This is a genomic window from Myxococcales bacterium, assembly GCA_016703425.1.
Classification (GTDB): Bacteria; Myxococcota_A; Polyangia; order Polyangiales; family Polyangiaceae; genus JADJCA01.
The window spans coordinates 1-12,116 of sequence record JADJCA010000017.1; the positions used below are offsets into that span (position 1 = coordinate 1).

The following is a 12,116-nucleotide window of genomic DNA, read 5'->3' on the forward strand; positions in this document are numbered from 1 at the left end:
AAATCCATCCTGGACCTCACGCACAAGCTAGGCCAAGGTCGCGCCCGCTCTGGCGAATCGCCTCGAGAGTCGAATCCGGTCGCGCCGTATAAAAGTCCAAGAACTGTCGATGGTAGAACGCGACGACGAGTAGGGCGACGCTTCGCGCGAAGGCGGCCGTTGGCGTCTCTTCCGCTTGAAGGCGGTACGCCTCTTCGGCGGCCAGGGTCAGCGGTCCGCCAAGCAGCAACACGGGGCGTTCGGTCTCCCAGATCTCCTCAACCTCTCGCCAACCGTGCTCTCGGCAGGCAGTTCGACCAAGAGGAGTTCATCCGGACGCCGCAGCAATCCCCGAAGGCGCGTGCCGCGGCGACCACGCGCGGTTCGGGACCTCGCTCGCGAAGCTGTCTCCGCCAAATGCTCGCGACAGGGAGCGACAGCGGCGTTCCACTCCACGCTCCGGGGGACGCCAGCACGGTCGCGAGGAGGTCGACGTGCTCGCCGATCCTCAACGTCGGGGAACTCGGGAAAGTCGCCGACGCTTACGCGACCAGTCCCGCAAAGGCACGCTTCTCGAACGGGAACTCGTTCAGCGGCATCCGTTCTCTCGGCGTGAGCCTTCCGAGACGCAGCCCGCAACGGCGCGAGGCGGGGCCCGCAGCCGTCATCGCGTCTCCTCTTGCCCTCGTTGTGATTCCGGTGCCGATGGTTTCCCATGCGGAATGTCGCAGCGATTCGCGGAGGCGCTCTATGTCGTCTTTGCGTGAGCCAGCTGTAGGCGTCGACGAGATGCGTCCACGCCCTTCTGGACGAGCGCCCGCAGCGATTCGGGAACCCAGCTCACGAGAGAATCCGTGGCGACCTCGTACGCGATCCATGTGTCCCAGGGCGGCAAGTCCTCTGCGTCGAAGAAGCCCACCGTCTCGTTGAACGCGGCGCGGTCGAAGTAGCAATGGTTGACCTCGAATCGGAGCAACGCGGCCGGGACCACGACCGCCGCAGCGCCCGAGAGTCCTTTCCTTCGCCTTCCCACAACGTAGTCCACGATCGCGAGGATGCTAGCGGAGAGACTCGCCTCCGAGAGCCCATCGAGCGTGGACTTACCAAACACGGCCTCCCTCGGCGCGAGGTCAGGCGAGCGAAGGCAATCGAACTGCTCCTGCGGAAGACGGCAGTCGTCAGCGCCAGCGCTTTGCGCCCGCGCCTCGCACCACGCCACTGCCTCGCCGATCCGGCGCGCGAGTTCGTCGCTCACCGACGAGGCCCCGCCCTGTTCTCTTCGACCATTGGAATCAGCGCGCCCCAGCACGACGCCCTCTGGACCGAGATCGCGGTGCATCGCCATCATCAGAAGTGCTCGAAGACCTGTTCAATCCGCGCCCGCGCTCCGCATGGAACGGCGCGGACGACGTCGCGACTGCGGCCGGCGCGAACGCGCTGGAATAGAAGTCTACTTGAACGGGGTGGAACCAACGGAGCGCAAGAAACGATGCGGCCTCCGCGAGGGTGCCGCGCGGAGTTTCCTGTGGTCCTTCGAGCTGTTCCAGATCTTCTGCCCGAATTCGCGAAGCATCGTGGGCACAAAGAACAAGCGGCCGGATGGTGGCCCAAGACTTCGAGAGGCAAGCCGCAAGCTCGGTTCGGTCAGTCACGCGAACCAAGGCGGCACGCCCGCTTGATGACCGTTGCTCGTACTCCACCATTGGCGCCGTCGTCGCAAGGTGGCGCGGCACGGTTGCCAGTACCTCGACGGTGGCGCGCCCGCCCGACCACGCTCCGTGCATCTCAACGAGCGCAATCAACACGTCCGCGACGAGCGCCGTCTCCTGCGCTAGGACACTCATCGAGGTTGCCCAGCGTCACGAACGACCGCCCAGCGAGCTCTCAGTTCAAGCAGGTGCGGAGTCAGGGGCATGCGCGCTCCTCTGGGCATCGGGTATTCCATCGTCCTCGTCGCCCAGCGATCAAGGTCACCAGACTGAACCGCCCCGGCCCCTCACTCGAGCCCCTCGCGAACGAACACCCCGTGGCCAATGGTCCTGCCCTCCCAAAGTCGAAACGTGACGCCCGGTGCTATTCGTCCGCGCAAGAGTTCGGGAACGAGGAAACGAACCTCCAGAACCTTTGCCGGTCCGCCCGGTGCCAGCGCCGTCTCCTCCGGCACCACGAGCATGCAGTCTGCAGTCATGCGCGTCGACGTCGTCGCCAAAGTACGCCGGACATCGGAACCTCCCCGGCCCGACGGCTGTTCTTCGGCCCCCATCCGCTGTGCCGACCAGCGCTATTTTTGCGAAAAGACGGTCCATTGTCGTGCTGGCGGCTTACGGGATTGCGGCCTCCGCCCGCTCGGCGTGCATGCTCCTCATATTGTCCGCTCTCCGATGAAGCGCATCAGCATTCCCAAGCTGACGAGGTCGCTACCGACGGGCTCACTCTCGCCGGCCGCGATTCGCGCAATTTCGTGGAGGTTGTCCGAGAGCTGTCCCAGTGTGGCACCGGCGATGGGCTTGGTGACGTCGTAGACGGCTGGGCTCGGAACGAACCAATAGTAGTCCTCGTCCAGTGTCACGTCGCAGGTGCCGCGCGCCTCGAGGGCATCCAGAATCACGTTCGTCGCAGCCCGCACCGTGCCTAGCGCGATTTTCATCGTCTTTCTCCATGCGAGGGCGTTCGTTCACCGACCGCCGCGCCGCCCTCTTCGTACACGTTCAATGCCCCGTTGCATCTCACCGACCCCCGTCGCTGCTTGCGACGGCCGGGCGACTCCCGAGGTTGCCATGCGCGAGCAGGTCTTGCTTCATGCCCTCGGGGTCGCTGACGATGTCACGGTACGTCGCGAGGTGGTCCGAGTCCAAGGGCACGCCGGCTTCATGGAGTGCCAGGAACCGCTGCGCCTCAGCCAGAGCCTCATCAAAGCGATTGGCCGCGATGAGGCCGTGAAGGAGGGCCACTGACGCGACTTGGTGCTGAGGGTCAAGGATTGTCGCGTTCCTAAACGACTCAACCGCGCCCTCCGCGTTCTTCAGGGGGTCCGTCCAGATAGCCCCAAGGGCCAGCCAAGCGCGAGCGCTCTGGGAAAGCGCTGCAGAAGGCTGCGGAGCATCGAACGGGCTCCTCCGCGTCGCCGCGCTCCAAGCACGGCCAACGCCTCGGCGAGCGGCTCCTCAATGGGGTCACGAGCGGTGGTCTGATCAGTCATCACGGCCTCGAGTGGCGCCGCCGAGCTTAGTCCTTCTGAGCTCGTTCAGCGCGCTTCTGCCGCTGTGTCGCTCTCTTCAGCACCTCGTGCATTCGACGAAGACCGCTTCCTCGCGACCAGGAAGCTGGACGACTTCCGCAAGTCGGTCGAGGGCGTTCATCGTCCGGTCCGGGGGGCCCTCTTGCCGGTCAGTGCGCCGGTCTCTCGGGCTGTAGCCTGTGTCTCGGTCTGCGCGGTCACCCGTATCGCCAGTCTGCACCGCCGTTTCCAAAACATGAGGCTTCGTGTCGGGACAAAGGCTTCCCGCGCGGCAGCGCATGCTTCCGCGACGGCCCGCCGGCCTTTGCGTGATCGAGCCAACGCCTTGCGCGACGGCGCGACGCGCTTCCCGCTCGAGTGACCAACGCTCCGTGACGGCGCGAGTGCCTCCATAAACGGCGGCGTGCACTTCCGTGTCCGCACGTAGAGCCCTCCTTGCGCGGGCGCGGTGCTTCGTTGTCCAGACGAGCGCCTTGCGTCATGGAGCGTGAACGCCCGCGCTCCGGAGCGGAAGCTTCGTTATCGGCGGACGCGACTTCATAAACCGCGGAAATGCCCTTGAGGGTCCGATCGTGAAGGCCCAACCGCCAGCAACGAAGGCCCCTCGCCCGCCCGTGAGCGGAGGTCTCACGAGACGGAAACCGCTTCGCTCGAGGAGGTGCCGTCGGAGACGAAAAACGAAGCATCGAAACCCGTGGCGGATCCTCGACTTTCCGAGCGGGAAGGTCGCCCGGCCGAAAACGAGGCCGAGGCGCTCGCGACGGAAGTGTCTCCGGCCGTTGCGGAAGGTGTCGGTCTCGAGCGTGGAGGTTCCCCTTCCGACAAAGAGACGCCCGCGCCGACAAGGAGACGGGTTTTGTCGAAACGGGTCATGCACCGCGGTGCAAGGCCCTGCGCGCTTGCCGCCGGCGGTTCGTTTTCCGGAGAAGCGTCCTCTTCGATCAGTGCGCTGCTTCCTCCCCGCGCGCACGTTTGTTTTCTGAGCGGGCACTCAGCGCTCGCGGGCGGTACCTTCATGCTCGGAGAGTCATGCTTCGCTCTCGGCGGGGACCTTCGCAAACCAGCGGAATCGCTCGGGCGTCGATGGCGCTGGTTTCGTTGTCCAGGGCAGCCCTCGTGCGGGGCGGCGCAGGGCCACGCGCGAAAGGTGCACGCGTGCGCGCATGCACGACGCCCGGGTGCCCGAGCACGACGATGTACGTCTCAAGAGCGGCCCTCGCGAGACGAAAAACGGAGGCTGCATTTGCGAGCCAATTCGTCCAGTTGCGGGCGGGCTTGCCTACGCGGCGGAAGCGAGCGTTGCGCATCGTCGCAGCGCCGAGCGCGTCGCAACACGCGCGTGCTCCTTGGTGCACGACGGTCACGATTGCGCGCGCGAGAGCCACATCTCCACGGACGCGACGGCCGTGTTCCCGAACGCAAGGGTCGGCCTTCGAACAACGAGCGTCGCCTCTCGACAAGGAGACGCTCCCCGCCGTCACTGAGACGCAGGCATCCGTGACGCAAGCGCGCTCGGCCGTGTACGAAGTGCTTCGTTGGGGAGCGGGGGCGCAGCTGCCGGCACTAAGTTTGGCCGGCGGCGCAACTGTTACGAACAGCGCGTGAGGGCACCTTCCTCGCACGGCCACCCGCACAACTCGCCGGCTCGGAGCGATTCGGAGATCCCATCTGAGTCGTCGCCCTCCGTGAGGCCGGCCAGGCCGATTTCGGCACCCCGCAAAGACCGTCGGGTCGGCACGAGCCGACGTGGCTCTGCCGGTGCTCTGGGGGAGCCCGTGAGAAAACGCTTCCTCTCGCTGGGCGGCTCTTTCGTTGCGTCCCTGGCGTCCACCTCGGATGCGCCGGTGAGCAGAGCTCAAGCTCCGACGCTCAGGGCAGCGAACTCATCCGCGGCGAGCCAGTGGCCACCGGAGACCTCCGCTCCGTCGTCAGAGCTGGGCAACCGAGAGACCTCGTTCTGTACCGCCGCCAAGGTAGGGCCCCGGCACATTCTCACGGCGGCGCACTGCGTGCTCGCCGCCCCGACGACCGAGCCACCGACTGCGCACCGCAGCCGGCAACCGACCCCGACGACGACACGCCAACCCCGTGTGAGCACGGCGAACAGTGGAAGGGGCCTCTTCGCTTGCGCGTGCGCTCGGCGGACTCGCGATCGCTGGGTGCCGATCAAGGTGGCCAAGATCTCCGTGCCACGGTTCGTCATCGACGCGTGCCGCACGACCCAATGCTTCTGGATCTGCCGGGACATCGACGGGTTCCGGACATCGCGATCCCGAGACCGAAGACGACATCGACGCCACCGCCGCGCCGGTCGATGTGACTCGCATCGCAGCCGGCACCGACATTCTCACGTTGGGCTACGGCTGCACGCGCGAAGCGGTCCACGATGGATCGGCGACGACGAACTGCGCTCGCACCCCGGTGCGGTCGCATCGCTCCGCTCAATCGAGACAGATGAGGTCGCCGACTTCGCAGATGCGTTTCGCCCAGGGCTGGAGGCGAGCTACTTCTTCTCGCCGGGCTCATCGCTCCGCCAAGCGGCGCTGTGCCCCGGCGACTCGGGGGTCCGCTCTTGCGCCCCACGGGTGAGGTCATCGGCGTCAACGCCTACTATTTTTGAACGCCAGTCGCGGCTCGACCATGCGCGCCAACATGTTCCACGCGCCTCGACGAAGGCGCCGCCGGCAAGGTTACGGATTGGCTAAGGGCGTCGCCTCCCGACCGCTGCATTCCGCGAATGAACGGGCCGGACCAACCGGCCGGACCTGGGTTGATTCTCCGCGGGGGCTGCGGTGCCGCTGCGCGAGCGGCACCGAGGATGCGGTAGTGCGTCGTCGAAGTCCGCGATCTCGTCCCGAAGTCGCCCCTACAGAACAGCTCGACGCGAAGCGCGATGCTCGTGAGAGCGCTGTGGACCACGAGGCGCGCCCTTTTTGCCGGAGTGCTCCCATCGCACGCGCGCGAGCGGCGAGCCGCGCGTGGCGCCTTCGTAAGATCGGCGCGGCCGGTGCCCGCGGTGCGGGGTGCGGTGACCCAGGTTCACTTCTGCGCGGCGCCTTGGCAGCGCACGCCCAAGGCAGCGAAGCGATAGGTTCCCTCTGGGAACACGGTGCTCTCACCCGCGATCCATCGGAGTCGTGCGTCGCGGTAGGCCTTTCGGAAGCCGCGGAGCGCCGAGAGCTCGTGAACGCGCCGCTCTTTGTCGCGACATGCCACATGGGGCCGGAGCTTGCGGCGAGGCTCGACGGTACGCGGCCTGCTCGTCGGCGCCGTGCCGAGCACGGCCTTGCGTCCGAGCACGCGTCGACCCGTCTTTGCGCGCTGCGCTTTCGCGGCATCCTCTTCCCGCACGGACCGCAGCGGCGACCTTGTCGGTCCATTCCTTGGCCGCGAGGTGCTCAAGCCGTCAATGGGCTCGATGCGAGAGGGTCACCTCTCGCGGCATCGGGCCGTCTTCGCGAAAGAACCCGCGTGGGCGCTTTTGATGGTCCTCGTCGTGCCGCGAAGATGTTGGCCGAACGACGACGCGCCGGGCCACTCGGCGACTCGCTCAACGAGGTGGTCAGCAACGGGGTTGCAGAGAAGGTAGATGAGCTTGTCGAAGCGGTCTTGGGCTTCGACAAGGTAGACGGCGTTGGGCTGCTCGGTGGCCCAGAGGTTTTCCCAGCGACCCCAGTAGGCGTTGAGCGCCTTGGCGGTTATCTTGTGAAAGTGGGCGAAGAACTCGGGGTAGTTCCCGAGGTTGTCGCGCACGAGCAGGTGCTGGTGGTTGCTCATCGCGATGAAGCCATGCAGCGTGATCTCGTAGCGCTCGCACGCTTCCGCGAGGCAGTAGAGGGAGATCTGCTCGACGCGCGCATCGGGACGAAGCAGGTGCTGCCGCTGCGTGCAGCGGCGACTGGTGAGGTACGTGCGACCCGCGACGACCTGACGGGGAAGCGTCATGAACGTCACATCGGCGGCGACGCGACCGAAGTTGCGTCGTCGGGGCGAAAAGGAACCCAGGACGGGTCGCACGCGGTGGCCCAGAGGTTTTCCCAGCGACCCCAGTAGGCGTTGAGCGCCTTGGCGGTCATCTTGTGAAAGTGGGCGAAGAACTCGGGGTAGTTCCCGAGGTTGTCGCGCACGGAGTAGCTGGTGGTTGCTCATCGCGATGAAGCCATGCAGCGTGATCTCGTAGCGCCTGCGCTTCCGCGGGCAGTAGAGGTGGATCTGCTCGACGCGCATCGGGACGAAGCAGGTGCTGCCGCTGCGTGCAGCGCCGACTGGTGAGGTACGTGCGACCCGCGACGACCTGACGGGAAGGCGTCATGAACGTCATATCGGCGGCGATGCGATCGAAGTTGCGTCGTCGGGGCGAAAAAGGAACCCAGGACCGGTGGCACGTGGCACGCGCGAATGACGACGCACGCGCGCAAGCACGCCCCCCCCCCACCCCTCGTAGATTTCCTCGTACCGCGCCGCGACCACCTCGGGTCGAAACACGCGCGCGTAGAGCGCCTTGCCCGCTGCCGCTTGCTCCGCGCGCGCGGCGTCGGACTCGAGCAGGTGCGCGAGCGCGTCGGCGAGGCCCTGCGTGTCGGCCGCGTCGACGAAGCTCGCCGTCGTCACCGTCTCGAGTGGCCCGCCGCGCGCGAGCACCAGCGGCACGCCGAGCGCGAGCGCTTCGAGCACCGCGAGGGGAACGTCAACCTTGCCGTAGAGATCGTCGGCCGGGAGCGCGACCACGCTCGCCTCCGCGAGGAGCACGGCCAGCTCGGGCAGTTCACCCACGAAGCGAACGCGGTCGAGCACGCCTTAGCGCCTGCTCCGCGGCCACCGCGCCGGACGTTTTCGCGCGACACGCGAAGATCACCCGCGCCTCCGGAACGCGGCCTGCGAGGGCAGCGATCGCCGCCGCGACCGAGCGCGCCCCGCGGCTCACCTCGAGATCGCCCGGATAGACCACGAGCGGCGCGTCGCCTACGTCGAGGCGCTCACGAAGCGCCGCGCCTTCCTCCGGCGCCACATCGCGAAGCGGCCTCGCGCACGGCGGAACCACAACGAGCTTCCGGCCATCGACGCCGGCCGCGAGAAAACGCCTGCGCGTCCACTCGCTCGGACACGACCACGTCCCCGAACAAGAGAGCCCCCACGCTCCTGAAGTGTTTCGGTCGACTCGCGATGGTCTGCACCACGCGGCGCACGCCGCGAAGGCGTCCGCCACCAGCGTCATGCGCGACGCCGACGACGACGGCCAGTTGGGCGCGAAGACGAAGTGCCAGATCAGGTGCCCCGTCGACGCGGCCACCACCGCCGCGACGCGCGTTGGCGCGCAGCGTGGGCGCGAACCGTCCCCCGCGCCGCATCGCCGTACGCCACGAGACCGTCGACGCCGTCGGTGGCGCGACGCCCTCGCTCGTCAGCACCGTCGCGCGATGCCGCGTCAGCGACGTGGCCACGTCGCGTACGAGGTTCTTCGAGCCGTCGTGCCACGGCGGCACGATGGGCTTCGATACGTAGAGGACCCTCGGCACCGGCGCAGCGTATCGCCAGCCCTCGCTAGCGAAGCGCGCAGGAGTCCTTCGTCGGCGCCCTTCATGGCGCTGTCGACGGCGCCTTCGACGGCTTGGTCTTGCAGCGCATGGATGCGACGCGGCCCCGCGGCGAGTGACTTCGCCGTGCCGACGCTCGTGGCCGCACCGCTGAGCGAGCCTCGCAGCGTGTTCTCGGGCACCTTGCGCACCGTGAACTCGACCTGCGCCGTCACCCCGACGTTGCCGTTGGCATCGGCCTGCTGCGCGAGCTTCGAGAGGCGACCGTCGATGATCAAGAGCGGCATTCCGGCGCTCTTCTCGCCATCGGCCACGACGACCGCGCCGGGCAACGACGCGATGCGCCGCTGCGTCGATTCACGAAACACGTTGTGAAGCTCTTGCTCGCGCGAGCCCGACTTGACGACGACCTTGCCCAACTGAAGCCCGTAGCGCTTGGCCGTGACGGGCGCGGCCGGCGCCGGTTTCGGACTTCTCGAGCGACGCGATCGTCGTGCGGAGCTGCGAGCGCACGCTCCGACGACTCGCCGCCCAGGCGTCGCTCGAGGACCGGCAACGCCGCTTCGTCGCCGATGGCGCCGAGGGCAGCGGCAGCCGCTGCCCGCACCGAAGGGTGCGAATCGGTGAGGGCGCGCTCAAAAGTGCGCGTGAGTCAGCCGCCCGCGAGCGCCCGAGCGAGAGCGCCGCGCTCACCCGCAACCGGAAGTCCTCGGCGTTCGCCAGCTCGCGCCGCGGATCGGCGCTTTGCGCCGGCGACAGCGGACCGGAGCCGCACAACAGGGTGATCGCGATGCCCAGCTCGCAACACCGACGCAGCCAGAACCTCAAGGCCGTGATCCTCCCCGAGCGCGATGCGCTCGGTTTCGTCTGCCGATCAAGCCACGAACGAACTCAGAGTAAGCCAGCCGACGAACTCAGCCACCAGCGCCAAGCCCCGCCCGCGTCGACGTCGCCCCGCACACTGCACAGAAGCTCAAGCCTGAGACAGACGGACGATCAGAGCAAGCTCTTCACTTGCTGCTCCATCTTCGCCTCGTCCCCGTCATGGTAGCCGAGGTGAACGAAGCGAACGATGCCCTTCTTGTCGACGATGAACGAGGTCGGCATGGTCTTCGGGTCCCACTTGCTCGCGATGCTCTTCCCCTGATCCCACCCGAGCGGGAACTTGGCGCCGAAGTTCTTGCCGAAGTCGGCGACGCCGTGGTTCTCGTCGTCTTCCGAGATGCCAATGATCTCGAGGCCGCTCGCCTTGTACTTCACGTTAAGCTCCTGGAGCTTCGGGAAGGACTTCTTGCAGGGCGCACCACGTCGCCCAGAAGTCGACGATGACCACTTTGCCCTTCACGGAGGCGAGCGAGAACTTGCCTTGGCCGTTGACGGAAGCGAGGGAAAAAATCAGGCGCTGGCTTTGCCGATGAGCGCGTGCGAATCGCCCGCAGCGGCGGCGCCGCCCGTGGTGGCGCCGGCCGGGGACCCGTGGCCCCGCGCAACCGAGAGCCGAGACAGCGAGGACCAAAGAGAGAGCGATAACGGTCGGGGGACGTCATGGCCTTCTTTCTTATCATGGTGCAACGGGCCAATCGAACGCCGATGAGCGCCTCTTTCGATCGGTGAGTGAGAGATGACGCGCAAGGCCCCTTCTCCGTGGTCAGCGCGCGTACACCGCCGGGTCGGTCGCCGCGGGCCGGGAGACCCTTACGCGCCCGCGGCGTGGAGGAACCGGCGCAGAATTCGGTCGCCTTCGTGCACAAGCGAGAGCGACGTCGACTCGTTTCGCTGGTGCGCCTGCGCATTTTCGCCGGGACCCCAGTTCACCGCGGGGATACCCAGCGCGGCGAACCGCCCGACGTCGGTCCATGCCTGTTTGGGCGCGACCCCCGCGACGCCGGCTTCCAAGAGCGCCCGCACGAGCGGATGCTTCGCGTTGGGCGGCGCCGGCGGCGAGACGTCGACGAACTCCACGTGGGCGCGCCCGGCAACCGCCGCCACCACGTTGGCCTTGGCGTCCTCAACCGACACGTCCGGGGGGAAGCGATGGTTCACGTTGAGGACGAAGCGATCGGGGACGACGTTCTTGCCGCGACCGCCGTCTTTCGCCTGGGTCACGGTCATCACGCTCTTCCAAACGAAGCCGTCGATGGTGTGAGCCTCGGGCTTTCGCGCGTGCATCTCGGCGAGAAACGACGCGGCCTTCGTGACGGCGTTTTCGCCTTGCCACGGACGCGCGCTGTGGGACGTGTTCCCCTCGAACGTCACCGTCGCGTGAAGCGAGCCGTTGCAGCCGAGCTGCACGTGGTTGTCCGACGGCTCGAGGCACACCGCCAGATCGACGCGTGAGAGCTCGGGGTCGGCAAGGAGCACGGGGCCCAGCTCGTTGTCGGCGAAGGGGCCCTTCGCGCGAGTAGAAGACGAGCGTCAGATCGCAGGGGAACGCCTCCATCGACTCGGCGAGCACCAGCATGAGCGCGAGGCCGCTCTTCATATCGCTCGACCCGGCGCCGAAACACCGACCGTCCTCGATGCGAGCCGGACCGTTCTCCGTCCGCACCGTGTCGAGGTGCCCGACGAGGGCGATGTGAGGTCGCGCCCTTCCGGAGCCGCGCCCTTGTCACGCAGACGCATCGCTGCGCGTGAGCGGCACGACGAGCGGGTGGAGGGTGCGCCGGACGGGCGCCGCGAGCGGCAGTCGCGAGAGCCGCGCGAGCACGGCGTCGCAGAGCGCCTGCTCGTCGCCGATGGGAGACTCGATGGCGCAGAGCCACAGCAACGTGTCGTCGAGGGCTTTTGCGCGCGGTCCACTTCTGTAGGTCTCCTTAGACGGCCTCAGACGGGAACGCGAAGTCGCGAAGCGCCGCGTTGAGGCTAACCTTCTTGTCCGTCGACTCGGTGCGGCGGCCGATGATGAGGGCGCACGGCACGCCGAACTCGCCGGCAACCACGCGCGAACTAGGGATGACGACGCTGCGCGGCGGCACGACGCCGCGACGCTCGACGCCTCGCTGCCCGACACGTCGAGGGGGCCGTGGACGACGTGAGCACGACGCCGGCGCCGACGACCGCTTCACGTCCGACGCGAACACCTTCGACGACGACGGCCCGCGAGCCACGAAGACGCCGTCTTCGGTGATGACGGCCTCGCGCTGGCGGTTCGAGGACCCGCCGATGCCGACGCCGCCCGCCAAGTGACAATCGCGGCCGACCTGCGCGCACGAGCCGACGGTGGCCCAGGTGTCGACCATGCTGCCGGCGCCGACACGCGCCGATGTTGACGTAGCCGGGCATCACGATGGCGCCCGCTTTCCGAGGAACGCGCCGTAACGCACGACGCCCGCGGCACGACGCGGACGCCGGCCTTCGCGAAGCCC

General features: G+C 67.4%; 13 protein-coding genes and 2 pseudogenes. All 15 read right to left on the reverse strand.

Features of this window, described 5'->3' with window-relative positions; all coding sequences use genetic code 11:
* Positions 1-16: 16 nt before the first annotated feature.
* The 15 genes and pseudogenes from IPG50_29850 to IPG50_29920 all read right to left on the reverse strand — a co-directional run bounded on the left by IPG50_29850 (position 17) and on the right by IPG50_29920 (position 12,116).
* Complete coding sequence (locus IPG50_29850) at positions 17-232, reverse strand: hypothetical protein (protein MBK6696362.1); 216 nt, start codon at positions 230-232, stop codon at positions 17-19.
* Between the two features lie 495 nt (positions 233-727).
* Complete coding sequence (locus IPG50_29855) at positions 728-1,090, reverse strand: hypothetical protein (protein ID MBK6696363.1); 363 nt, start codon at positions 1,088-1,090, stop codon at positions 728-730.
* Positions 1,091-1,975: 885 nt separating this feature from the next.
* Complete coding sequence (locus IPG50_29860; GenBank protein ID MBK6696364.1) at positions 1,976-2,167, reverse strand: hypothetical protein; 192 nt, start codon at positions 2,165-2,167, stop codon at positions 1,976-1,978.
* A gap of 174 nt (positions 2,168-2,341) precedes the next feature.
* A complete protein-coding gene (locus IPG50_29865) occupies positions 2,342-2,626 on the reverse strand; it encodes a hypothetical protein (GenBank protein ID MBK6696365.1) in 285 nt (94 codons plus the stop codon).
* Positions 2,627-2,705: 79 nt separating this feature from the next.
* Entirely contained in the window at positions 2,706-2,930 is a 225-nt protein-coding gene (locus tag IPG50_29870) for a hypothetical protein (protein MBK6696366.1), read from the reverse strand.
* Between the two features lie 3,326 nt (positions 2,931-6,256).
* Positions 6,257-6,517, reverse strand: coding sequence for a hypothetical protein (locus tag IPG50_29875; GenBank protein MBK6696367.1), 261 nt, complete (start codon positions 6,515-6,517; stop codon positions 6,257-6,259).
* Positions 6,518-6,646: 129 nt separating this feature from the next.
* On the reverse strand, positions 6,647-7,162 hold the full coding sequence (locus tag IPG50_29880; GenBank protein ID MBK6696368.1) for a transposase: 516 nt from the start codon (positions 7,160-7,162) through the stop codon (positions 6,647-6,649).
* Positions 7,163-7,167: 5 nt separating this feature from the next.
* Positions 7,168-7,344 (reverse strand): hypothetical protein, encoded by a 177-nt coding sequence (locus IPG50_29885; protein MBK6696369.1) that lies wholly within the window; start codon positions 7,342-7,344, stop codon positions 7,168-7,170.
* A gap of 190 nt (positions 7,345-7,534) precedes the next feature.
* The gene (locus IPG50_29890) at positions 7,535-8,011 is read right to left on the reverse strand and encodes a glycosyltransferase (GenBank protein MBK6696370.1); all 477 of its coding nucleotides are present in this window, start codon (positions 8,009-8,011) and stop codon (positions 7,535-7,537) included.
* A 182-nt stretch (positions 8,012-8,193) separates the two neighbouring features.
* Positions 8,194-8,733, reverse strand: coding sequence for a hypothetical protein (locus IPG50_29895; GenBank protein ID MBK6696371.1), 540 nt, complete (start codon positions 8,731-8,733; stop codon positions 8,194-8,196).
* On the reverse strand, positions 8,643-9,119 hold the full coding sequence (locus IPG50_29900; protein ID MBK6696372.1) for a hypothetical protein: 477 nt from the start codon (positions 9,117-9,119) through the stop codon (positions 8,643-8,645). Before IPG50_29900 ends, IPG50_29895 begins: the two co-directional genes overlap by 91 nt.
* A complete protein-coding gene (locus tag IPG50_29905; GenBank protein ID MBK6696373.1) occupies positions 9,026-9,358 on the reverse strand; it encodes a hypothetical protein in 333 nt (110 codons plus the stop codon). The genes IPG50_29900 and IPG50_29905 overlap by 94 nt, the downstream gene beginning before the upstream one ends.
* A gap of 389 nt (positions 9,359-9,747) precedes the next feature.
* Positions 9,748-10,011 carry a TlpA family protein disulfide reductase gene (locus IPG50_29910; GenBank protein MBK6696374.1) on the reverse strand — a complete coding sequence of 88 codons (264 nt, stop codon included), beginning with the start codon at positions 10,009-10,011 and terminating at the stop codon, positions 9,748-9,750.
* Positions 10,012-10,446: 435 nt separating this feature from the next.
* A pseudogene (locus tag IPG50_29915) lies at positions 10,447-11,578 on the reverse strand (succinyl-diaminopimelate desuccinylase).
* Positions 11,565-12,116: pseudogene (locus tag IPG50_29920) on the reverse strand (2,3,4,5-tetrahydropyridine-2,6-dicarboxylate N-succinyltransferase). Before IPG50_29920 ends, IPG50_29915 begins: the two co-directional pseudogenes overlap by 14 nt.

What these genes read in the sequence shown, in the direction of transcription:
- IPG50_29865 (MBK6696365.1), bottom strand. Translation starts at nt 2,626, where the DNA reads ATGAAAATCGCGCTAGGCACGGTGCGGGCTGCGACGAACGTGATTCTG.
- IPG50_29880 (MBK6696368.1), bottom strand. Translation starts at nt 7,162, where the DNA reads ATGACGCTTCCCCGTCAGGTCGTCGCGGGTCGCACGTACCTCACCAGT.
- IPG50_29860 (MBK6696364.1), bottom strand. Translation starts at nt 2,167, where the DNA reads ATGACTGCAGACTGCATGCTCGTGGTGCCGGAGGAGACGGCGCTGGCA.